Origin of the sequence: Alteromonas sp. KUL49 (assembly GCF_006538345.1) — a bacterium.
GTDB lineage: Bacteria > Pseudomonadota > Gammaproteobacteria > Enterobacterales > Alteromonadaceae > Alteromonas.
In genome coordinates this window covers 254,769-279,499 of sequence record NZ_BJKL01000003.1, presented here as the reverse complement: position 1 = coordinate 279,499, position 24,731 = coordinate 254,769, and the positions used below count along the sequence as shown (strand labels likewise).

The window sequence follows — 24,731 nt, the reverse complement described above, 5'->3', positions numbered from 1 at the left end:
TTACCCCACCCATCAACATATCTTGCTAATTCGAAAAGCTGTTTTTCAGGTTGTTCAGATATGTTTAAAGCAGCGACAACTGAATAAAGAGTAAATTCTTCATGTCTTCCTAGGATTTTTATTTTTCTAAATCTTGTTGATCTTGAATTAAACCAAGCAAAGCTATTCCAAATTTCACCGGACCTCTATCTGGGCTTTCAAATGCAAGAAATCTCGCAAATTCATGAAGATGTGGGTCAATCGAGACATTTGAGGTAGTTATTTTTTCCAATGCGGGATCTATAAAATCAAGAAGACTGTCCTTTAACAAAAGCTTGTAAAGCTCGACCTGATTTCTAAGGCTTCCCTTCTTCGATATTGATTTGACTAAGTTGGCAACTTTGTTGGCTTCTTTTTTCACACTACCTGCATCTCCATGATGACCGAAAGCTCCATCCATCCCCCTCCTGCAACCCAACGTAAGTCGTTATCTTTGTAAAAAGTAGTTTCATCAGGAAGCGTTTCACCAATTTCAGTTATCTTTCCATTGGTATCAAGGCTTGTTGAGATATGCTCTAAAATACTTGCTCGGCCATTCCAAGGCAGATTGTCATTGTTATTCTGAGCGTTTGTTAAAAAAGACAGAAAACCCATAGCGATCCCTATAATTATTTTTATCATTTAGTCTGATTCCGGCTTAGGAATCTCAATTGACGGTGGTTCATCACCTTGCTGTTTAGCAATTGCGTAGTGAATCCAATTCTTGATCTCGTCCTCTCCATAGATGAGCATTCTAATTGGTATATCCTTTCTATCTTGATCACCTAAAACATAAATTCTTATTTAATACCTTTTTGACCAAATTGTGTTAAAGCTATGAATAAAGTTGTTGGGCAAAATGTACTGAAGCAAAACTCTAATTGGAATGTTTATCGATTGGGAAACTGAATCAACCAATTCACCGTTATTATAAACGTGGAGCCAATCTCCATTTGAGTTAAAGCAGATTGTTCTATCGTCACCATAACCCTTTAGTGTTTCTTTGATAACAAACTTGGCATCAGCGACTTTTTCAGTTTGATTATTTTGAGCGTCTGAATAAGTGATACTAAAGTCAATACATCCTACAAACATACCTTCTTCAACCCGTTCAACATTGCTTTGTATTAGGTCATTGTTTTGAAGATGTTGGTAATTGTACGTTTGCTGACCGAACACTGACTGTGTTACTAGAAAAATACCGAAAACGCTTAGCTTTTTTCTAATGAAGAACATGTTAACTCCTTTAAACACATGTCATCCCTCGCCTCATCCAAGACATTGATTTGTCTTTTACACATAAAGCTTTACATAAAATCCTTTGTTTTTCATTGAATTATTACGCACGTACCTATTATGATTTGATTGCCCCTTAAGCCAATCAAAATGGCTATTGCTGTTTTTATGGAAGGTAAAGTAGTGTCAATTAAGAGCACAAACATCATTAGGACAGATAGCGAGTTACTGCTGTTACAAGAAAACGGGCGTCGTATAAATATAGAATCCCTCAGTGCGAAAGATGCTTTGCCTTTTCAACCTTTAATCAGTAGTTGGAGGTTGATCGGGTCGACAAAAAAACTGACGCCGGAGGTATTAATTGCGTTACTGGTTGTGATTGAAAACACAGTGCCAGAAAATCATCTTAACGATAATGCTCCAGCACTAGACCTGGCTAAACCGGTTCTGCCGCACAAAAGAACCGCCGCTCATCCCAGAGGATACAAGGGAACCAAATATCAACCACCCAAACAACGACAAAATTTTCTAGGCGATCTGCGTCCAGCACTGAACAGCAAGAAACAAACTTTTGAAATTCTATGTGAATGCTGGAAGCTATTGCCCAAAGTTAACATAGAAGCTAATTTGTTAGGTTCAGCGACAAGATTATTATCATTGCAGCGCCCTCCCCTTGAACCCTACCTTGCTATCTATCACTCTGACATCCACGATACTAAGGGGCTTCAACAAGATTTTTATTTAGATATTTTCCCTTTTCTTAAGCCTCTTAAATCTAGAGACATTTTTCAAATTCAAGAGAACTACAAGTTATTGTCCGAACCGCTCAAGAAAACATTAATTGAGTTATTCTCAACTTCTATTTCCAATTGGCGATGGTTAATTGCTGTTAATTTTTTTAGTGAAGAAACACTCAATGAGTTGTTTAAGGTATTTATTGCATTAGGCGACTCTACGGCGCCTTTTAGCATTGAAGCGTTAAATTTAGTAGCGGCGCTCCCCAGTGAAATTCAAAGCGCGTCTTTGGCCAATCTAGTCATTGCTTTATCTGAAGGCATAAACGAGAGTTACTTAATTGCAGGTCTAAAGTTAAAGGCAGATGAGCCAGAGCCGTTTAGGTTTGCTCCTCCTAGTATGTTGGGAGAGTTTAGTAACGATTGGTTTCAACCAATGCTAAAAAAAGTCTCTAGCGATAAAAGTCACAGTGTGACGAGAGATCTTTGGTATCGTTCTCATTCATTAACAGAGTTCTCGTTTTATTTGACCGATTTTTGTAACAGTAAGCTATTCGCTGCTGCTTCATCTAACCATATCGTCAACTATTGTTATTTTATATCAAGCTTTGTTGCGGCTGATATTAGTCATAGAAACACAAAAATCATGTGGCATTGCCTTACCGATTATCTCGAAAGTATTCTTCACCAAGCTATGCTCTTAGATGATAAATATGTCGAGCAGTTCTATAACGACCTGTGCTTTGTTATCGACGATATAAAAGAACCCAACGAACTAAAAAGCAAGCTCCCCCCAATAATTGGATGGATTAGCAAATATTCAAAACCTCCATTCAGTCCAGACGCACATATTGAAATGCCACTCTATGCGCTAGGAAGACTCGACAGTCTTCCCGACATAAGCGAGAAAGCGCTCAAAGTTTTTGAAAAAGCGTGTTCAAACCATAACAAGGGAAAGCTTATTGGTTGGGGGCTTAACACGCTTGTTGATATGGAGCCGAGATTAGTTGCAACCGGTTTGGAACTATATCCAAAAGCACTAATAACAGTGAGTGAGACCTTAGGTGTATTTGCTCACGAACATAGACGTCAGTTGGTGAAGCAATGGAAAGAAAAGCTATTTCCTGACAATCAGTTCAGTTTACATTTTCAGTATTTGGAAAATGCCGTAAAAGTAGTCAGAGTAGTCGCCCCCAAAAGTGCAGAGACACTCATACCCAAATCGGTTAAAGCTTTTGTTGCTGGTAAGCATCAGATGACTCAGTTTCAAAAGGAAAGACACTTAAGGGTTTTATCTCAGCGTAAGCCAGAAATTATCTTATTGTCCCTAAAAGACTATGTTGAATGTGAGCTCAAAAAAGACTTGGCACCTCAACATACAAGTATCGACGATTGGCTATTTGCACAAAAGATGTTGAAGAATGCAAACCTGAATAAAACGCCATTTAAAAAATTCTTAGTGGCGGCCTGCAAAGGACAGACTGACTATTTATGGGCCCACCCTAAAAGTGTAGGTTGGCTCGACACTCTTGATGATCAAGTGAGAGAACATTGGTCTGCTAATTTCTCTAAAAGCTATAAATATAATAATGAAGATCTTACTCTTTCAATTGAACTTAACCCTTTTGAACAGCTTAAAATGGGAAGATACGTTAATAGCTGTTTAAATTTAGGCGGAATATTCCCTGACTCTGCAACGGCAGTGGTATTAGATATAAACAAACATGTAGTTTACGCACGGAACGCCTCGGAAAAAGTAATCGCTAGACAACTAATAGCACTTAGTAAAAACATCGTTTTAGTACCTTTCAATCTTTATCCAGAACAAAAGTTTGAATCTCCACTGGCAGAGATTTTTATCGATTTTTTAAACACCTACTGTGGAATGCTTGGAATAGAAATAAGTTTCGATTGGGATTACGACATTGAACATATCTTAAGCGTTGATTGGTGGGATGATGGCGTGATGGATGAGCCTGAATAGCCAGCGCGAAAAAGCTGGCTTCAAATTTCTATTACTGAGCTAATGAGTTGCACTTTCTTCACGACGACGAACTGTGACAAATGCGCAAAGTACTACAGTAAACAAGGCTATTGTATTAGGTTCTGATACATTGACAGTTTCAGTCACACGAACTAATAAGGTAGACAAATTAGTGTTGATATCGTCCGCTAGGTACTCTTGATTCCATCCATTGTTAAAGGCAATCGAGTCTTCACGCGTTTCGCCATCTACTTCTAAATCCAGAAAGTCATCAAATACAATTGAGTACATAGCATCTTCACCAGCAAAAAGGCCCCAAGCTTTTGTATAGTCGAATCCGGTGAAACCAGTCCCTAAGCTATTGTAACCCATCACGTCAAAAGCGTTATCCCAGACTGAGTCATCAGCACCATCAGAGTTAGCGTCAAGATACAAATCTGTACCTGGACCATAGAAATCTTCACGAACTCGGTCAATATCAGAATTACTTGCATTGATAACACCGAACCACATGTCGTATACCTCATCGTAATCGGGCAGTCTCCAGCCTTCAAATTCCCCACCGTCAGCTAACTTTGAGACTACTTCGTAGTAGGTGTAATTATTGTTGATACCAAAATCCATCCATACAAGATTTGTATTTGTGTCTATGAAGCTTCCAGCCAGAGAATCTTCGTTATCGATAACGGCAGCGTTTGTTCCAAAAGCCAACGTTGTTGCACACATCGCTACTAGTCTAAGTAAATGCATCATTTTATATCCAAATTTAGGTAATTTTTTCCAAAAAGGAGAATTCAAAAATTGAAACGTGACAAATTCACGTGAAAATTAAAAAACAGCTTACAAGAGGTCGATGCTTGTAAGCTGTAGTTTTATTGATTTATGAATGTGTGATAACCATTACTCCCTGTTAATCGTTACTACTTTTTCAACGCTTGATCTATCATCTGGTGTGTAGACGATATAAGTGAATGAATCAGTCAGAACGGTGTCATCTCCATTAGGAATATAGGTAAATTCACCCGTATAACTACTGAAGAATAATTCACCATTTGCTGGCATATTTACAACACTGAATTCACTGCCCTCACCGATGGGAAGTGTTCCAATAAAGCTTTGGTCATGACCTGTAGTAAATGATGCATTGATACCGTTATCTACTGTAGCCGCACCGTAAATAGTCCCGCCGTATCTGTTTTGAACCTTGTTTTTATGGGTTTCTTTTTCGAAATCATAATAAAACAACATGTCTTGCTCACAGCCCAACACTATTTCGTCCATACATGCTGCAATTTCATCTGCAGTTAGGACACGGGTCCATGCAGCTACATTGTCTATGTGACCTTTAAAGGTATTGGATGTGGTATTGTCGTGGCTGTATGCACCAATACGCATAGGCACATGGTTACTTAAGTTGCGCTTGTCACCCAAACCGTTCCCACTACCAGACTGTTCATTTCCATTAACAAAGGTTTTAATTTTACCTACTTCCCAGTCGGCAACTACTGCTATATGGTACCAACGACCAGTCTTGAACGTAGTTCCCACTGCATAAGTTTTCTGGCCATCGTTATAAGCATGGTGTTGCCATTGCAAACGGTTGGAACTGTTTATGCTCAAACTCCAACCTTTGTAACCTGCATTAGATGAAATTTTCTTCGCTAGAATATTTCGGTTGGTGCCATTCGAACCTGGCTCTAAATAAATCCAAGCTTGAATGGTGAAATTCTCACCCGCAAAATCTAGAGAACCATCGGTCGGATCACCAAAGTCGATATAGTCACCATTGCCGTCAAAGGTTAAGTAGGCATTGTGCTTTTCGAGTTCTGGCGAGTTAACAAATGTCATGGAGCTTCCCCCAACTAGATCCCCCACTACACCATCAACCATATTGTCGAAGTTGTAATATGACACCAAGCTTGAATCACTTAGCGAGACACCCAATGCACGATTGGCAGTAATGGTTTCTTGCGATAACGCATAGTCCCAAACACGGATTTCATCAATTTGACCATTGAGTTTCTTGCTAACACCGTCATTACCTGATGCCCAAACAAAGTAAACGTCACTCGAGCTTGCGGCATCGACTTCGGAGATAATAAGCTCTCCATCTAAGTATACTGATAGCTGTTGAGTCGGTTGGTCATAGCTGATGGCATAGTGTTGCCATTTCCCTACAGTAATTGTCTGTGTGGATTTAAACGCAGTATTTGTTGGTTTAACCCGTATACGGCCATCTGAGAATATTCTAATTGCTGCTTTAGAAGTGTTTCCATCTTCTGTAAACGTAATCAGATTAGAATTATCATCCGGATTCAATGCGTTGACTTTCACCCATGCTTCGATGGTATATGAACTGTCAGGGTTAAAACCGTTGTCTAGGGTTTGCACCATGCTTTGATCTGTACCATCAAACACTACAGATTGACCGAATCCATTCAAGATAGATAAATCTTGTTGGTAAGGGCTCTCAACGTATGTCCACTCAGAACACTCAGGGCTGCCGTAGTCAGTACCGTCTTCTGGTGTTACACAGAAAGCGACGTAGTTATCTATGTCGTCAATAGACAAGGCATAAGACTGATAGGACTCGCCGTCAATTGCTTGTGCGTCTGAATCACTACCCGTTGCGGAACGGTACCACTGATAGCGAGAGGCTTCTTCGATATCACCATCGTGATCCATGTAGGTGTATGTGGCTGAGACTGTTGATTTACCAATAAAATCACCTGTTACTACAACATCTGATGCCACAGGTGCATTATTGTTGTATGACAACACTGGTTCACCACAAACACCGTTGGTGTTACACAGGTCAAACGATAAGTGGGTTGTATAAGTATTCTGAGCGAGCGTTACTTCAGTTGGCCCACCGAAATCAGTATCTGAAAACTCAAATACCCATTCACTATCCATTAAAGGACCGTAAGAGCCTTTCTCATACTGAATTCCCTGATTACCCATAAAATAGGTTTGTGCATCAGTACATACAGCTTCCTGCACGTTATATGAGAACTCTAAGAACTTAAACGGCATTTTATACGACGCTTTCATATCACTTTTGTTAACAAAGTGAGACTGAACATCAACAGTCAATGTGGCGTCGATCATACCGTCGTTATTAACATCGTGGTGTAACTCAGGTGTGAAAACAATGTCCTCTTCTGGGTCGAAGTAGATTTCAGAGCCATCTTCTAAAACTAAAATTGCAGAAGGCTCAACGTTCAACTCAAAGTCTTGGAATAAGTCTAACGTAATGCTAACAAAAGTATCTAGCGTGCTAAATTTGTAGCTACGGTAAAGATCTTCACCAACAGGTGCGTAAAAATCGTCGATACATTGCTCAGAGGTACCTTCTACGGCTTCCATACCCGCTTTAGCATGCCATTTGGTCCAGTTTTTACCCCAGTAAACTTCTTCTGAAACCCAATCAATAAGGTCATGACCTGCTAGGAAGCGTAAGTTATCTACTTCTAAATTTATGGCTTTTTCGATGGCCTTTCGCGCGCTGTTTTCTATTTCCGAAGCCAAGGTATCGCGGGTGAGATTTTTTATGTAAAGCGCGATTTCTTCGTCAGTGGTCTCAGCTCTAACAAATGATGTTATCGACGCCAATGGATCAGAATGATCTGTGCTGATAATTTCAAAACCATCAGTGGCACCAAGGTGTGCATAAACTACATCTACCATATACACGCCATCTACCATGGTAGTGTCGTAAGTAAGATTCGAGCTTACTTGTTTTGCATGGCTAATGGTGGTCGCTAAAGAAAGTTCATAATGATGCGCTTCAATTAGCGCAGCGATGTCGTCATCTGAAAGTTCACGAGTTAAATCATAAACTTCAACACCATCTTCCAGTTTGTAACACTTAGACCGATTCAGTGCGTTGGCACAGTTGTCACCGTAAACACCAGATGATTCTGCTCCGACTGACTTTTCAACTGAGCCATAGTCTATTGCAGTCGTGTCATTCATATTTGGGAATACTTCTGACTCGAAGCTCATGAAGAAGTCTTCAACGATCAACTCCGCTGAAATTTCGACACCAGGTGAGGAAGCCATGAAGTTCGCATCTGATTTTACTTTGAACTGTGTTGTTAAGTTAACAGGCTGGCCTACTTGAATCTCATCTGGAAATTTTAAGTCCATTACCAGTGGAATGTCAGCTTCAACCCAGCCGCCAAATACGTCTAAGCCACCTACGTAATGAATCTTACCTCCAGACTGAACTCTAAATGCTGGCCATGTTGCTGCCCCTGAATCTTCGTCGGGAAGTGTCCACGTCATTTTGGTTTCAGTAGACGCCCAATCCGGTGAACTCATTCCTAACAATTCGAGTACGGTATTGTTACCCCAATAGCTTGCTTCACCACTCGCATCGCCTTCAAAGCTAATGGTCATGGCTTCCATGTCCAACACCTCAACTGTAACCTCAGCTACGTCCGTGGTGTTGTATTGGTCATATACGATAACTTCTAAGGTGTATAATGGCGTACTTTCAAAATCTAGACGAGAGATATCTGGACTTATACTTAGCTCACCTGTTTGGGCGTCTAACACTAGATCGCCATCGGTGTTACCACTTAAGATTTGGAAAGTAACGAAGTCACCAACATCGTTAGGATCAGCATCTAACGTACCAATAATAGTTCCGCTTGCCGATGCTTCACTGACTGTGAACGCTTGATTCTCAATCGTTGGTGCATTGTTTACGGCAATTGAAACACCGTCTTGCACTAACATGGTTGCTACACCAGAAGTGAATACCTTATAAGTAACGTTATCGATAACCTGTGTTTCACCTGAATCAACCCATTGGTTGTTTGCTGCCCCAACATAGTCGTCACCGTCACCTAAAATACGTAGGTTTGAGTTACTGCTAACACTCTTATTAAGGGTAATTGAGTTCGCACCAGAGCCGCGAATATCAAACACTTCCACGTTACGAACACGAGAAGCCTCTGCAGCTAGGTTAAGGTTTATTCCAGAGCCATCAAAGATTAACGTATCTGTGTTACCGCCTGCATCAATACGAATAAAGGTGTTATCACTAACATAAATGGTGTCTTCACCCGGACCAGAATAAACCGCGTCTTTACCACCATTAGTGTAAATAACGTCGTCACCGGTGCCAGTAGCAATGTTATCTGCGTTTGTGGTTCCGGTAATGGTATCGCCAGCGCTGGTTCCCCAAAGGTTAACTAAATTACCATCGCCGTTTAACACATACACCGCACCAGTGTTGTTTAGGTTGTTTTTATTCGCTGAAGGTGTACCAAATTGAATGTCTTTGATGCCATCGCCATTAATATCACCCGCACTAGCAATAAACTGGCCTAACTGCTCACCACCGTTGCCTTCAGAGTAAAAGCCTTGGCTGGTTTCAATTATTTCGCTTAAATAAACTGGGTCAGTGTCTTCTCGGCCATACACCGCATACACTCGCCCTTTGTTGTCTTCGGCAAATGGGTCGCCAATAATAATGTCGTCAAAACCATCACCATTTAGGTCCCCTGCTCCACCAATAGAACCCAAGATAACCTGCAAGTCACTATGGTCTATATTCGAAGCGTCATTGTGTATAACAAAGCCACCGTTACCTTCTGCAATGTCCGAAAGGTTAATCTCATCAGCAACGTCTACGCCACCAAATAAAATGTACGCTCTTGGATGTGCAATACCAGAGCAACAACCGGTATCTGTGAGTAACAACGCAATATCATCAACACCATCAGCATTTACATCACCTACGTGAGACGTAGTAAATGAAGGCAGTGCATTGAGTGACGCCGCACCAAAATTGAAACCATAATTACCACTGCCTTGCGGCGTAATTTTGATACCGTTTTCGTCTGACTTAATGCTGTTGTATTTTATTGATTCACCACCAATGCGACCGAAAACCACATAGCTTGTGCCTGAGGTGTCTACGTACAGCCCATGACTCACTATAAAGTCTGTTAGACCGTCACTGTTGAAATCGCCCGTTGGTAATACTTGTGCACCGTAGTGCCATGCATCGAATAGTCTTCTGCTCGGACGAGTAATGGCAAAACCTTGCTCGTTATAGTCGGTAGCAACGTTTGAAAGGTAAACTACATTTTTATCACTTTTACCGTAAACAACATAAGCGAGGTTGGGATCAGCGGTGCCGTCTTCTAGTAGGTTCCGTAATTCAAATGAACCTGTACCCGCTAGGAATCGAGTGACGGTTTCGCCGATAACAATATCACCCAGTCCATCACCGTTGACATCGCCAACAACAAGAGACCCGCCAGCGTAGTCCTCTTGGTAGGCTCCATGAATAGCAAAACCGTCATTGCTGCCACCGTCGTTTAAATCAGATAGCGGAACATAATTTGTGTCGGACTTACCAAATACCACATAAGTTGAGCCAGAATTGTCACCGTTAACGCTGGCATAGGGAGCACCTACAACAACATCTGACAGGCCGTCACCGTTAATGTCTACGCCGCCCGCAACCGCAAAGCCTGCATTATCGCCAGCTGCAGCGCCTAATATACCAAAGCCTCGCGTACCTGCTCTAACTTCTGTGATTGTTGGGAATGTTCCAGTTTCATCGCTAAAGAGAACGTAAGCTGCACCATTGTCTTCCATTACGATTGCGCCATCATTAGTCAGAATATCTGACTGAGGCGCACCTACGACAATGTCATCAAAACCATCACCGTTAACATCGCCCGCTGGTGCAACTGCCCACCCCGTCCAATCATCGGCGTCTAAACCATCAATGGATTGAGCGTTGTTGTTCAGCGAGTCATTGATATCGTTTACGTTAATAGTTACCGCAGTATCGTACTGATTACCAACGCCATCAGTAACGCGAACCGTTAACGAGTATTGATTGTTACCCAGTTCAAAATCTAATTGGGTTTGGTCTGCTACTTTGATATCGCCTTTAATGGCATCAATAGTGAACACACCGGCATCGTTACCAGAAACGATTTCGTAGGTGTAATGCTCTAGTGGTATATCCCAGCGACCGGCTTCAAAAATTTGATAATGAAGATCAAATTCACCAAAGCTATAAGGGACCACACTCTCATTGTCTGAGTGTAAATAACCCTCAAGCATCATAGGTGCAACAAAGTTTAAACGCACTGCAGCGTCATAAATGTCTTTGTCTTTTCCCACGGCTTGTACAAAAACTACAGGGTTATTGTACGACTTTGAAAATGTGATTGAGAACGGACTTTCCTTATCGGTATCTTCTACCGTGATGACACCAGTTTCACCTACGATGGCATAAGTTTCTGTATGAAGTAAGCCGGTACCTTGAAGCGCGAAAACGTTCACGTTTTCCGCGGTATGAGTATCGTCATCAAGGTTATCAATGTGAACTTTTACTTTATTTGCTGACACTTCATCAATGGCAACGCCGCTTTGTGAAGTGCCGTTATAAGTGGATAGCGACGTTAAGATAACCGGCGTATCAGTAATAGGAGCAGTGAAAGAATGACCATGAGCATTGTGAGTAACCACAGTGCCTGTGCTCGACACTTCAAAGGGTTTATCGTTCCAAACTGCAGAAATAGGCGCTTCGAATGCTATCCAACCGAGTGTTTCACCCTCACCCGTATCGATGAAGCTTTGAATAACACTGGTACCCTTTTTGTCGAGTTCAGACTCAAGAACTGCTTCAAATCCGAGTGGATTAACATTATTGATGCGATGACGCATTAATAAACGATTGTTGTTTTTACTGGTAACGCCAGAATAAGAATAGGTACTTACTTCGTACTCAACTTGATAGTCACTATTCGATTGAATTTGCCCAAACACAATGGGTGTTTGGCTGAAATTAGACGCAAATGAAACAGGTTCAAATGGCTCGCCGTTGGTTACCCAATTACTTATCGCCGTTGCTCCCACTTCCAAACGTACTGTTTTATCAGATACCCCATCTCTGAAATCAACGGTGCCAATGGTCGTATTTGGTTTTGTGTTTTCATCCACATCAATGGTGATTGGTTCAAGTACGGTCTGCGCCATACTTGGAAACCCAACACTGATTGAAAACAATGCTACGTATAGCCGTTTTAGCGTCATATGTTCACTACCCCATTTAACTACTACAGTTTTGTCATCATTGCGTATGTATAAATGACAAATGTGAGGTAAATGTGGGGTTACGTATCGCCACGCATAATTAGTATGAATGGCAACACTGAAACTTGAAAAAAGACTAACTCAAGTAACACTAACTATATGAAATTCCGGCTACTTGATGAACGCCATAAATAGTAAACTGCTGGCAGTACAATAAGCGTGAGCAGTAATGCGCTAATCATGCCACCGACCATGGGCGCAGCAATCCGACTCATGACTTCTGACCCTGCGCCCGAACTGTACATCACCGGCATCAATCCGAAGATTATAGAGGTTGAGGTCATCATTACCGGTCGGATCCTTTGTTCTGCACCCTCAATAATGGCTTGCTTTAGTTCAACTTCGTTGAAGGATTGCTTTAGGTCATTGTACTTGCTGTCTAGATACACCAGCATAATGATACCTATTTCAACAGCAACACCTGCTAATGCTATAAATCCAACGCCAACGGCTACTGAAAAGTTAAAGTCTTCTAAATATAACAGCCAAATTCCACCAATAAGCGCGAAAGGTAAAGTACCGATAATCATCACAACCTGCGGAAAGCTTCTGAAGCTGGCGTATAGTAATACAATGATGATTGCCAGTGTAAGCGGTACAACATAGGTGAGTTTAGCCTTAGCCCGTTCCATATATTCATATTGTCCGCTCCACGTCAGTGAATACCCTGTTGGTAATTCCAGTTGCTCGGATATCAACGCTTTGGCGTCAGTTACATATTGCCCCACATCCATGTTTTCTATATCCACGTAAACCCAGCCATTTGGACGGGCATTTTCGCTTTTAATCATAGGTGGGCTGTCTTCGATTTGAATTGAAGTGATGTCACCTAACTGAATATGTGCACCACTTGGCGTCACAAAAGGAAGGCGACGCAGTGATTCTGGAGAATCGCGATAGTCTTGCGGGAAGCGAATCTGAATCGGGTACCTTTCTCGCCCTTCTACGCTATTGGTAATGTTAGCGCCACCAACAGCACTATTGATAAAGGATTGAACATCCGCAATGTTAAGGCCATATCGTGCAGCACTTAACCTATCGATGTCTATGGTGATATAACGGCCGCCAGCTACCCTCTCTGCGTATACTGAAGCTGTGCCATCCATTAAACCAAGTAGCGTTTCGAGTTTTTTTCCAATCGATTGAATTGTAGTTAACTCTGGCCCACCTATTTTTATGCCCACAGGGGTTTTAATACCTGTTGCTAACATGTCGATGCGGGTTTTGATCGGCATCACCCACGCATTAGTTAATCCGGGAAAGTTAACTAAGTTATCGAACTCAGCTATTAAGCTTTGGGTGGTTACTCCTTCGCGCCACTGAGATTTTGGCTTAAGTTGAATGAAAGTCTCTATCATTGTTAGTGGTGCGGGATCGGTAGCCGTTTCAGCGCGACCCACTTTGCCGAACACCGTCTCTACTTCAGGCACAGTTTTAATCAGTTTATTCGTGAGCTGTAAAATATCTCTTGCTTCACCAATAGATACCGACGCATAAGTGGTTGGCATATACATCAAATCACCCTCGTCTAAAGGTGGGATAAACTCGCTCCCTATTTTATTCAACGGCCACGTTCCAACAGCCATGATGAAAACAGACACAAAAACAGTAAACTTTGGAAAACGTAACACCTGTTTTAGTACCGGCCTGTAAACCGCAATGAGCAACTTGTTAACCGGATTTTTGGCTTCTGACGTAATTTTGCCCCCAACAAAATATCCAATGAGTACAGGTACTAGAGTAATTGCTAACAGTGCTGCTGCAGCCATGGCATAAGTTTTCGTGTAAGCAAGCGGACTGAACATTCGTCCCTCTTGTGCTTCCAAGGTAAATACAGGGAGAAAACTTACTGTAATAATCAATAAACTGAAGAACAGCGCAGGCCCCACTTCAGTTGCAGACTTAGCCACAACTTTCCAGCGATTATCTGCATTAACCTCTGTTTTTTCCATATGCTTGTGCATATTCTCAACAAGCACTATCGCACCGTCTATCATTGCTCCAATGGCGATGGCGATTCCGCCTAAGGACATAATGTTGGCGTTTATACCCTGCCATTGCATCACCACAAACGCGCCAAGAATACCAATGGGCAAACTAATGATTGCCACAATAGAAGAGCGCAAGTGAAACAAAAACACCATACAAATAATGATGACTACAGCGAATTCTGCCAACAGCTTTTGCGTTAGATTGTCTACTGCTCGTTCTATCAAACCTGAGCGGTCATACACTGAAATGATTTCTACGCCATCGGGTAAGCTTTTTTGCAGTGCTTCTAACTTGGCTTTAACGCCATTAATGGTTGCTTGTGCATTCTCACCAAAACGCATCACTACAATGCCACCAACACTTTCCCCTACGCCATTAAGTTCGGCTACACCACGGCGCATTTGCGGACCTACTTCTACACTGGCGACGTGTTTTATCAATATGGGAACCTTGCTGTTTTGATCAGTCGCTCGTAAACCAATCGGAATGTTTTCAATATCCGCTGCGTTTTGTATGTACCCTGTTGCACGGATCATGTATTCGGCCTCTGCCATTTCCACGACCGATGCTCCTGATTCTTGATTACCCCGCTGAAGTGCTAGCTGTACGTGAGAAAGCGGAATATCCAGAGCTTGAAGTTTAAGTGGGTCAACCATGACTTGATATTGCTTTACCATGCCGCCTACAGTTGCCACTTCAGAAACGCCCGCTACCGTTTGCAATTCGTACTTTAAGAACCAGTCTTGCAAGCTGCGAAGTTCGCTTAAATCATGCTTGCCGCTTTTATCGCTTAGCGCATACATATACACCCAACCTACACCTGTTGCATCAGGTCCTAATTGAGGTTTTGCCCCTTCTGGTAATGCAGTGGAAGCCTGCGATAAATATTCCAGTACGCGACTTCTCGCCCAATAGATGTCGGTGTTGTCTTCGAAGATGATGTAGATATAAGAATCACCAAAAAATGAGAAGCCCCTCACCGTTTTTGCCTTGGGAACTGATAGTAGCGCTGTAGTTAACGGGTAAGTTATTTGATCTTCAACCACTTGAGGTGCTTGCCCTGGGTACGACGTTTTTACAATAACCTGCACGTCGCTTAAATCAGGAATGGCGTCTACTGGAGTATTTTTTATTGAGTAAACGCCTGTGCCAACGATTAAAAGCGTAGCGAGAAGTACAAAAAACCTATTTTGAATAGACCACAAAATTACACGGTTGATCATTGCTGATCTCCCATTGAATGATCATACTGGTGATGATTTGGCTCAGTCTCGACATCGCTCATAATGTGAAGTGTTTTCACTTGGAACATGCCACTGTCTTCGCGAACAATTTCAACATGCGCCTTTGCCCCTACTTTGAATTCATTGATGTCAATGCGCTCAGACACACTGAAATTCATCGTCATGCCCATCATATTGAATGCATCTAGGTAACCGTGTGATAGGTTAACCGTGCGTCGTTCTTTGTCTACATTGTTAATCGTGGCTTCGGTCCAAGCACTCGTTTTTTCTTCTAATGTGCTATCAGCATCGTCTGTTTGTTGGCTCACAGGAGATTGCATCGACATATGATGTTCGTGTCCACTAGAAGGTGTGCTATCAGGGGTTTCCATACGCTTAAAGTCAGAGGTTATGCTACTTTCCGAATCGATGAGAAACTGAGCGGAAGTGACAATTTCATCCCCCTCAACCAAACCATCTAGCACTTCAAAGTAGTGATCAAAATCTCGACCCAATTGCACATTAATGGATTTGAATTTCCCTTCACCTAATGACAATACAACTCGATCATTTTTACCGCTTCTAATCACAGCTTGTTTTGGAACACCCAAAACTGTGCCGTTTTCACTATTGGCATTCTCACCTCTATAAGACAGCGCTATTTGGGTAAACATACCGGGTTTTAGCATTTGCTCGATGTGAACTTGGCTTGAATGACTGAGCCGGTTTTGAACTACAAATCTAGCTTGTGTAGTGCGTGTTAGTTCATTTAACTTTGGGTACAGGTAATCTAACTGAGCTTCAAAGATTTGACCTGGTAAATGGTCACTTGTAATTGTTCCTTCTTGTCCCACGTGCAACATGGTCGCATCATTAGGGAATACATCAGCAATCACCCAAACTCTGTTAATTGAAGCAATAGATAACATAGTGACACTTGGCTCTACGTAAAAACCCTGTTGAATATTCAGTGTTTTTACATAACCTGAAATCGGTGCCAGGAAGGTCACAGTGTGAGACACTTTTCTTGTGGATTCGAGGGTTTGTATTTGAGATTGAGGAACCGCTAAAGAACGAAGTCTGAGCTTTGCCGCGTTAATTAAAGTAGCGTTATTCTGTCTAAGAGCAATAACCAACTCTTCCTGTGCATTGACTAGTTCTGGAGAGTAAATCGAGTACAAGGGCGTTCCTTTTTCGATAAAATCACCTTTAGCGCGTACATTTAGTACCTCAATCCAACCCGCGATCCGCGAGTGTACGTGCTCAATCTCATCTTGTGCATATTGTACTTCGCCCAATGCCGTGATGGTTTTGTTCGGCGTTAATGCTTTAATAACTGTGGTTTTTACGCCAAGATTTTGTTGGGTTACTGGGTCAATAGAAACCGTGCCGGGTGACATCTCGGCGTTATTATTCTCATACACAGGAACCAAATCCATGCCCATTGGAGACTTACCCGGTTTGTCTCGTTTGAAATTAGGGTCCATGGGCGCAACCCAATACAAGGGTTTATTTGGCGTGTCTATTCCAGCCTCAACATGTTGTGAATTGTGATTGGATGGCACAAGGATTAGGTAGCCAAGTATCGCAACGACGAGTCCTATCGCTACCCCAATGAAAAGTGTTGTTACCCTGCTAGAATCAGGAAATGAGCGATTGTTTTTTTGTTGTTTAGTCATTAGTCATCCCTTGAAAGCGTGGGCTTTTACTCGTGAGATTAAGCGTAGAATTGGTACGCGCATTGGAGGATGAATCTGTGTCTGATTCATAAGTGGCTAAAAAATATTGAATCTCCGCCAGCGCTTTTCGCCGATCCACCTCTATCTTAAATGTTGTTATCTTTGCATCTAATTCTGCGATCTTAGCTCTTACTACCTCAGCAAAATCACCTAAGTCATTGGTATAAGCCTTGAGAGCCGCCTCAGATTGTTGGGACATTTGAGGCAAGATCACCTCTTGATACATGTTTAGTCGTTGGGATGAACCTTGATATTGTTGAAGGCTACTTTGCAAGCCAGCCATAAGCTCACGAAGAAGTAATAGTCTTTCTGTCTTGGTGATTTCTACCTGATGAATACTATTCATTACCTGCGAATCCTGTCGTTTGGTTGAGAATAGCGGCAACGACATAGTCATTCCGATAGATAAAAAGTTAGCTCGGCTATCACCTCCTTGAGCCTCTGGTTCGTTGTCTCGAAGCGCATAGCTTGCACTAACGCCATACTGTGGTTTGTAGTTTTGCTCTGCGATCTCAACACCGATTTTATCAGCGTTAATTTGCTGTTCTATCACCATCACTAATGGATGATTTTCTATCAAAGAAAACAACGTTTGTTGATCTAAAAAATGCGAGGCATTCAATTGCGCTAATTGCGTACTAATATGTTTAAGCTGATGGTTTGGTAGCTCTCCAACTGAATCAAAATATTCAAATTCTGAGACTTCACTATGAGACTGACGTGGAGTTAACAAAAACTGACTCAGTCTAGCTAATGCGGTTTGCTGCTGTGTGGATAAGGTAATAAGTCTGTCTTGAAGTCTTACAAGTTCCAATTCGGCCCGAATTAAATCTTGCTGACTTGCTTTGCCTACAGAGGATACATATTCCGCATTTACTATTTCAACAAGCTTATCAAAAAGTGGTTCAGCATCTTTTACTAAGGCATAGCTTGCTTGGCTAAAGTATGCGTCTAGCCAAAGATGAGTTGTTTGCAGTTCAATATTAGAAAGCCTTTCAGCCCGCATAATAGGTTGTTTATCTGCAGTTTCTTGTAATTGTGATTGCTGTAACGCTAGGGTATTCCCCCTTGGAAATAGTTGAGAGGCACCTATTCTCAGCTGTGTCATAGGTTCTTGGTTCAAAGCAAAACCGTCCGTAGGTAGGTTCAACATACCAATATTCAACGTCGGGTCAGGTAATGCACTCGCTCCCTCGCTGAGGATGGAAAGCTGCTCCTGCGCTAAATGACTTTTCGCTAGCCAATTGTCCTGTGATTGGGCGATTCTGATAGCCCCGTCTAGACTCAACACTGTCGATGCGTTCACATCTCTAATACTTGCTAGTGACAAGCTAATAATTACCACTGCTGGCATTGCTATAAATACAGGTCGCAAAAGTACGCTTTGAAATACTTTCATTAATTGTTCTCTTTAAACAAGAATTGCTGGTAGTCACAAACCATGATGGCTGCGCTTTGTCCCATTCTACGTGGGGAGATAGAAGTACTGGTTCGCTATGGCGAACAGTAATTTACTTAACGAGCTGTATTGGAGGTCGTATGAGAGGTGCGGAATAAGCGGATAAGACGAATGAAGCCAACTCGGATGGCGCTTTAGTCGCGTTAACCGTTGATTGTTTAGGAACGTGGTCATCGATAATAGCGGCTACGAAAGACAGTACGACACAATCACACTGCCCTTCAGCACATTTACTCATATCATGAGTATCACAACAATCGGCGTCTTGACTATTATGCCCCATAGCCATTGCTGAATTGGAACCATGTGAACCATCATGATGTTCCATTGACATGTTACAAGAAGCATCTGATGAAGAAGATATCATCGGCGATGCAAACGAACTGCTGACTTGTGAGAAGAGCAGTGTTAGCAAAAAAAGGATTGAAACCGATGTATGTTTAATATTCATGGTTGGATTATAGTGAATAATACAGTTCAAATAAACCGACCGATTGGGTATTGCGAATACTTGAACTCAGTTTACTCAATCACTCATCAAAGAAACGTCAGTTACAAACGGTGATAATTGGCTGCCAACGCTTACACTAACACGATACCTTGGCGGATTAACCTGATCATACTCGCGTAAAGGAAGTTGCCCTAGAGTATGACTATAAGGCAAGGCTAGATTAATGTTTTCAACGGCTAATTGTTCAATAAAACCGACAAAGCCGTGACCGCGATTATCGCCATAAAGTGGTTTTGAAACACTGACAATCGCTTTGGCATACATGATGTTTTCAGCACCATCGTAACGAGAAAGCAGTACATCCAAAGACGTTTCAGCATCTATGACAAATAATCTCGACGCTTCGTCTCGTTCTTTAGCAAGCCTTCTAACAAAGCGTTCCCGATCTGAGGGTGATTCCTCTTCTAACAATTGCTCTTCGTACCACGCTTCCACATTGGATAACATATTTACATAGGCCTCTCCGTCATATTCAAGAGCGATATAAACTTCCTTTTTGTCATAAACGCCTATGTAAGTGTCATCCGTGTCCTCGTTATTGATTACAAAACCAAGTTGGATCAGTTTTTCTTCAGTTAACCACTTAGGAAACAAGCGGCTATATGAACCTACATACAAACCAACATTATCGTTAAGCGCTCGATATTTAATTCGAAGAAACCTCCCCGAATTTTCATTTTTTTTGTAAGACAGAGTGAGTTCTCGCTCAGTCAAAACGAGTTCAGACAATACGCTTTGTTTGTTTGACACCACGGTAGCTAATACGAACCCATTTACGATTAGTAAAAGTACCGCCAAAATCAAAAATGCGTTTGTTTTCAATCTTTCAAACATGGTTAACTCCTACTGCATTATGCTTCAACTGCATTCTCACGCGTTTTAATATCAGCAGTAGAAGTACAGAAGTTAGCGCAATAACCAGGAAGAATAGATATTTTGGGAACCAATCCCACCACCACTCGTAAAACTTGGTATATAAAAAACAATAAAAAACACTGTGCCTAAGTTGATACTTTCGTTCCAGTTTCTGTAGACCCCATACCAAACGAGCCCTGCAGAGATAGCAAACCCTGCTAATTGGTAGCTCCCCTCTATGAATTCTCTTGAGTATGGTAAGTAGCTGCCATTGGCCCAATGGGAGAGCACAAGTACAGGTATGAGCAACAATAGCGAGCCGAACGCCCTGTATACTGGCGCAAAGTTTTCATAATGCTTTTGGACGAGGTGCCCCAAAGCAAATATAAGTAATGCGGGTAAGAAAAAGTTCTCAGGCCGTTCACCAAATGAAAGCCAATAAATACCGAACCACATTCCCATTCTCGCAGACAAATAAGCAGCGAACGACAAAATAGCGAAGGTTAATAGTACTCTCGATCTCACTTTGTACCCGAGCAACAAAGAAAACAAGGACCATATTAAAAACGCATTTGGCGACGACGGGAGATTATATATTTTCCCGAACATTGATAGATTCAATACGAAGCAACATACGGCGAGAAGCCCACTGATTTTTGCAAAATATCCCGAGTCTTCATGTTTGCTGAAAATAGCCGTTATTCCAAGCATAATCAACGGAGAGGCAACTAACACAAGGGTTTGTATGGTCGTAGTCAACAGCCCCCAATACTGATAGAAAAGAAAAAACACACTCGCTGATAGTGCAATAGCTCCAAACAACGAAGCGACTTTCATACCAATGGAAAGCTGTTTTGCAGTATTGTTGCTATCAATATCAAATGACGCTGATAAATCTCGAAGTAATTGTTCATGGTGTGCAGAGACGGATTGCCGAGAACTCTCTGATAAAATAAACACACCCTCACGTTCTAAGGTTTCTAACTCCTTGTTGAATGCGTTAATTTGATCACAACGCTGTTGAGCTAGATGTTGACTATCCATAAACTACATACTTCCTTGAATGCATCAATGCACGATCGCATTGTTGTCCAGCAAAATCGACATAACTTAGATTCGGCCTAATCATTATTTAAGTCAAGGAATTAACAAACCTTTACGTTTTGATATCCAGTTGCACAGGATGTGTTCTTGAAGAGAATATTATTGGTGAGGTTGTGTGGACGTTTTAGCTCAGAAAGCAGAGATGACGTAAAAAAAGAGGCTGATGCTAGGGTGCATCAGCCCAAAGGTCCAGTTTGAATACACGTCTACAATGTTGTGTACTCTGTTGGAAGTTCATCCAACGTAATTAGTTTAACTTGTTGAATATTGGGCGCTACACAACAGTGACGAATTGACCACTAGCTGGGATAAAATGAGGAAAACTAAGACTAAAGGTTAATAGCCAACAAAAAAGGCCAGCAGTTGCTGACCTTTTTCTAATATTATCTAACTATTTCAATTAGAAGCGTGCACGAACACCAACGTAGAATTCACGACCAATTGGATCGTAAGTACCCGCGTCAGTTTCAGTACCCGTGTCACTACCCGCTACACCAGAAAGAATTCTTGGTGGCTCTTTGTCGAATGCATTGTCGATACCGCCATACACTTCAACAACATCATTAAGCTGATAGCTCGCTTGCAAATCAACATAGGTGATTGAACTCACACCAATACCACCCGGTGCGATGCCAAACCCAGAGAGGAATTGATCATCAAAGTCAGCAGCACCAATATAAGTCATACGTGCAACGAAGTTCATATCGTCGTAACGGTAACCTAAGTTGAAGAATGCCTTGTGTTCTGACGTACCAATTTCACCTACGAACGGATCTTCAGCAGCATCAGGTGTTGGCGTAGTCGCACCGTCGATGAGATAGGTGTAAGCCAAACGTGCAGTTAGATCGCCACCGCCAACCTCAGTACGATAATTAACGGTTAAGTCAACACCCTCAAGAGTAACACCACCACTGTTAGTCACCGCGCTATCGATAAACTCGATTGAACCAGCGCTGTTGTTACCTACTGCAGTAGGACGACGTGTAACAAAATCACAGAATGACTCATCGCCACCGTCATAACACTGATCTAGGATGAACTGACGAGGTGTTGATACAATTGCGTCTTCGATCTCAATATCAAAATAATCCAACGTGAAATCAAAATCTTCAAGGAACGTAATGTTTTCAGGCGTATAAACAACACCCACTGTGGTTGATTTACCTTTCTCTTCACTAACATTGATATTACCGCGGTTAAAACCACTAATACCTTGAATGTCAGATTGGTTAAGTGTAAATGTGCCGTTAGTTGCGATGTTTGCCGCAACACCTGCATCAGCTAAGCATCGTGCTGTTGCGTCGTTTGTACAAGGGTCAATCAAACCTGAAGGGAATGTTTGACTGTCTGGCTGGAACAATTCATCAATATTAGGCGCACGTGTTGATTGCGCTTGAATCACGCGGAAGCGAATTTCATCGTTAAGCTCGTAGTCGAAACCAACGTTCCAGCTCGAGGTGCTACCTACTGTTGAATAGTCAGATGCACGCACCGCAGCCTTGACATTGAAACCTTCAAACACTGGTACATTGGTTTCTAAGTAGAATTCTGTAACGTCGAATTCACCTTCAGTAGCTGGAATAGCATTACCCGCGTTAAGACCTGCTTGTTGTAATGCGTCAAATTCACTACGTGAGAACTCTTCACGATATTCAAAACCAACAGCAACACCCAGAGGACCCGCAGGTAACTCCATAACTTCACCAGAGATGTTACCGCCAATGATTTCTTGCGTAACTTCCGTAGAGAGTAACGCTGGTGCGGTTACATACCTAGCAGCCTCTTCTGAAATTGAACCAAAACCATAAATGTCGATGGGAACACAGCCAAAGCTGCGAGCAGTGGCATCCATACAAATCGCTTCGTCGGTAATACCATCGTTATCAAAGTCTGCAACGTCGGTCACCGCTTCTAGTGCATAACGGAAGTTTTGAACGTTTACTAGACCATTAGAAACCTGAGCTTCTTTCGTTTGGCCGTAAGTATAAAATACGTCATAGTACCAACCATCGAACAATTCACCTTCCATACCTGCTAAGATTCTGAAAGTATCACGCTCGGCAGTGTTACCCCTGTTGCCAACGCCACTCAGACGTTTAGCAAAGAACAAATCGCGGACACCATCGCCGTTTTCGTCAATCGCAGAATTTAAGATAGCATCTGGTACGAATGGGTTAGCCACTAACTGGCCGCCAACCATGAATTCGAGAGGAACAAAACCATCTGAATAGATATCGTCTGATGCAAATGGGAACGGCTCAAGTTCAGTAGTGGTCGAACCGTTTGAGTATGTACCTTCGAAGAAAAATGCGTGGTCGTCTGTTAATTCATAACGACCATTTAACGCCATAAGATAACGCTCAGTTGGGATCGCAATAGTACGATGCGCAGATCGGTTAAAACCATCTGGCCCAATGGTATCGTTACCGTTGGTAGAGAATCCCGCCTGAAGATTGTTGTTCGAATCAAACGTGTAGCGCGTATCTCCTGCATCAAAACGACCTTGCGGTGGGAATGATGAGAAGAATGGGCGAACTGCTTCAAAAATTGAACCTGGATTCGCTACCGGGTCATCTTCAAAGTAGATGCCTGATAATTGGTCAACATCAGAGCGCTTGCGATCTCTAGAAAAAACAGCGCCTTGGTCTGTGTATGAAATGTGCGCCATGATGGTACCTTTTCCATCAGCACTTTCTGCGCCCATGGTCATGGCGAACTGACGCTCGTCAGCATCACCCTCACCTGATTGACCTAATTGTGCATTAAACTCAATACCTTCAAAGTTGTCTTTCATTACGATGTTAACAACACCAGCAACAGCGTCAGAACCGTATACCGCAGACGCGCCACCGGTCAGAATTTCAATACGCTCAATAAATTGTGCTGGAATAGTATTTAAGTCAACCGCAGAGCTACCAGGAACACCAGACACAAACCGGCGGCCATTGACCAGTACCAAGGTACGCGCAGTACCCAAGTCTCGTAAGTCGATAGTTGATACACCAGCACTTGCTGTAGAAAAGTTTGAGTTTGTACGGCTAATCGCTGGTGTACCAAACGCTGGATTTTCTAGAAGTATATCTTGGATGTTCGCAACACCAGATGCTTGAATGTCACTTGCGTCTAGTATTTGGAGCGGTGATGCTGAGGCGAGTTCTGCTGATTTAATGCGTGAACCGGTTACTGCAATCCTTTCAACTTGTTCTTCTTCTGTCGTGTTTTCTTGCGCATTGGCATTAAATGTCATACCGAGCGCAGTGCCTACTACCAATGCGTATTTTACCGCATTTGATAATTTTGTTTTTTTATACATGTATTTCTCCCTGCGAAGCTACTTTGCATAGCTTCATAATTATTTTTTGGTAGATAGCTGTCGCTATCTGAAAGTAAATTAGGAAGAAACAGGTCTTATCTCTAGGTGGTATACATAGGACGACATTATCTAGGGATAAACGGGGGGAAATGCGCGACAAGCGGATTTCGCAGTTTCTTAGCGCCGTTTATCGCAAAAATTGTGTGTCTAAAAAAAGCGTTTATTCGCAGGTTTAGTACGACAAACGCTAGTGAACTCACGCCGATTACGTAGAAAACTAATAAGTGTGACCAGCTGTCGCAGTTTGTAACATTTGCCGAATTGACCAAATGTTGTGACAAGTGGTCTCATAATGATGACTAAAAGGCGGGGCGCAGTCACAGGTTAAGGATTGATGAAGGAGAATATGGATATTTTTGTTTGTTGGATA

General features: G+C 42.1%; 13 protein-coding genes. 1 reads left to right on the top strand and 12 read right to left on the bottom strand.

The features are described from left to right. Window positions 1-118 precede the first annotated feature (118 nt). The 3 genes from EYS00_RS06950 to EYS00_RS06940 form a co-directional block, all read right to left on the bottom strand. The gene (locus EYS00_RS06950) at window positions 119-439 is read right to left on the bottom strand and encodes a hypothetical protein (RefSeq protein WP_130635836.1); all 321 of its coding nucleotides are present in this window, start codon (window positions 437-439) and stop codon (window positions 119-121) included. Next, on the bottom strand, window positions 397-660 hold the full coding sequence (locus EYS00_RS06945) for a hypothetical protein (protein ID WP_130635835.1): 264 nt from the start codon (window positions 658-660) through the stop codon (window positions 397-399). The genes EYS00_RS06950 and EYS00_RS06945 overlap by 43 nt, the downstream gene beginning before the upstream one ends. Before the next feature lie 162 nt (window positions 661-822). After that, window positions 823-1,254 (bottom strand): hypothetical protein, encoded by a 432-nt coding sequence (locus tag EYS00_RS06940; protein ID WP_130635834.1) that lies wholly within the window; start codon window positions 1,252-1,254, stop codon window positions 823-825. 150 nt (window positions 1,255-1,404) lie between these two features. On the opposite strand from EYS00_RS06940, the gene EYS00_RS06935 reads away from it, so the two are divergent. Next, entirely contained in the window at window positions 1,405-3,972 is a 2,568-nt protein-coding gene (locus tag EYS00_RS06935; protein WP_130635833.1) for a hypothetical protein, read from the top strand. 39 nt (window positions 3,973-4,011) lie between these two features. Here the strand turns inward: EYS00_RS06935 and EYS00_RS06930 are convergent, their stop codons facing one another. From EYS00_RS06930 to EYS00_RS06890, 9 genes are all read right to left on the bottom strand, one after another. Then, window positions 4,012-4,725, bottom strand: a complete 714-nt coding sequence (locus EYS00_RS06930) for a hypothetical protein (protein WP_130635832.1) — start codon at window positions 4,723-4,725, stop codon at window positions 4,012-4,014. A 147-nt stretch (window positions 4,726-4,872) separates the two neighbouring features. After that, complete coding sequence (locus EYS00_RS06925) at window positions 4,873-12,045, bottom strand: LamG-like jellyroll fold domain-containing protein (protein ID WP_130635831.1); 7,173 nt, start codon at window positions 12,043-12,045, stop codon at window positions 4,873-4,875. Window positions 12,046-12,200: 155 nt separating this feature from the next. Continuing rightward, a complete protein-coding gene (locus EYS00_RS06920) occupies window positions 12,201-15,320 on the bottom strand; it encodes an efflux RND transporter permease subunit (RefSeq protein ID WP_130635830.1) in 3,120 nt (1,039 codons plus the stop codon). Further along, on the bottom strand, window positions 15,317-16,999 hold the full coding sequence (locus EYS00_RS06915; RefSeq protein ID WP_130635829.1) for an efflux RND transporter periplasmic adaptor subunit: 1,683 nt from the start codon (window positions 16,997-16,999) through the stop codon (window positions 15,317-15,319). The genes EYS00_RS06920 and EYS00_RS06915 overlap by 4 nt, the downstream gene beginning before the upstream one ends. Beyond that, window positions 16,992-18,458, bottom strand: a complete 1,467-nt coding sequence (locus tag EYS00_RS06910; protein ID WP_130635828.1) for a TolC family protein — start codon at window positions 18,456-18,458, stop codon at window positions 16,992-16,994. The genes EYS00_RS06915 and EYS00_RS06910 overlap by 8 nt, the downstream gene beginning before the upstream one ends. A gap of 112 nt (window positions 18,459-18,570) precedes the next feature. After that, window positions 18,571-18,846, bottom strand: coding sequence for a hypothetical protein (locus tag EYS00_RS06905; protein ID WP_130635827.1), 276 nt, complete (start codon window positions 18,844-18,846; stop codon window positions 18,571-18,573). 198 nt (window positions 18,847-19,044) lie between these two features. Next, on the bottom strand, window positions 19,045-19,863 hold the full coding sequence (locus EYS00_RS06900; protein WP_130635826.1) for a DUF4824 family protein: 819 nt from the start codon (window positions 19,861-19,863) through the stop codon (window positions 19,045-19,047). A 72-nt stretch (window positions 19,864-19,935) separates the two neighbouring features. After that, entirely contained in the window at window positions 19,936-20,928 is a 993-nt protein-coding gene (locus EYS00_RS06895) for a DUF2157 domain-containing protein (protein WP_130635825.1), read from the bottom strand. A gap of 460 nt (window positions 20,929-21,388) precedes the next feature. Next, complete coding sequence (locus tag EYS00_RS06890) at window positions 21,389-24,301, bottom strand: TonB-dependent receptor domain-containing protein (protein WP_130635824.1); 2,913 nt, start codon at window positions 24,299-24,301, stop codon at window positions 21,389-21,391. Between the last annotated feature and the right edge of the window lie 430 nt (window positions 24,302-24,731).

What these genes read in the sequence shown, in the direction of transcription:
- EYS00_RS06945 (WP_130635835.1), bottom strand. Translation starts at nt 660, where the DNA reads ATGATAAAAATAATTATAGGGATCGCTATGGGTTTTCTGTCTTTTTTA.
- EYS00_RS06935 (WP_130635833.1), top strand. Translation starts at nt 1,405, where the DNA reads ATGGCTATTGCTGTTTTTATGGAAGGTAAAGTAGTGTCAATTAAGAGC.
- EYS00_RS06920 (WP_130635830.1), bottom strand. Translation starts at nt 15,320, where the DNA reads ATGATCAACCGTGTAATTTTGTGGTCTATTCAAAATAGGTTTTTTGTA.
- EYS00_RS06940 (WP_130635834.1), bottom strand. Translation starts at nt 1,254, where the DNA reads ATGTTCTTCATTAGAAAAAAGCTAAGCGTTTTCGGTATTTTTCTAGTA.
- EYS00_RS06930 (WP_130635832.1), bottom strand. Translation starts at nt 4,725, where the DNA reads ATGATGCATTTACTTAGACTAGTAGCGATGTGTGCAACAACGTTGGCT.
- EYS00_RS06950 (WP_130635836.1), bottom strand. Translation starts at nt 439, where the DNA reads ATGGATGGAGCTTTCGGTCATCATGGAGATGCAGGTAGTGTGAAAAAA.
- EYS00_RS06890 (WP_130635824.1), bottom strand. Translation starts at nt 24,301, where the DNA reads ATGTATAAAAAAACAAAATTATCAAATGCGGTAAAATACGCATTGGTA.
- EYS00_RS06900 (WP_130635826.1), bottom strand. Translation starts at nt 19,863, where the DNA reads ATGTTTGAAAGATTGAAAACAAACGCATTTTTGATTTTGGCGGTACTT.
- EYS00_RS06905 (WP_130635827.1), bottom strand. Translation starts at nt 18,846, where the DNA reads ATGGAACATCATGATGGTTCACATGGTTCCAATTCAGCAATGGCTATG.
- EYS00_RS06895 (WP_130635825.1), bottom strand. Translation starts at nt 20,928, where the DNA reads ATGGATAGTCAACATCTAGCTCAACAGCGTTGTGATCAAATTAACGCA.
- EYS00_RS06915 (WP_130635829.1), bottom strand. Translation starts at nt 16,999, where the DNA reads ATGACTAAACAACAAAAAAACAATCGCTCATTTCCTGATTCTAGCAGG.
- EYS00_RS06925 (WP_130635831.1), bottom strand. Translation starts at nt 12,045, where the DNA reads ATGACGCTAAAACGGCTATACGTAGCATTGTTTTCAATCAGTGTTGGG.
- EYS00_RS06910 (WP_130635828.1), bottom strand. Translation starts at nt 18,458, where the DNA reads ATGAAAGTATTTCAAAGCGTACTTTTGCGACCTGTATTTATAGCAATG.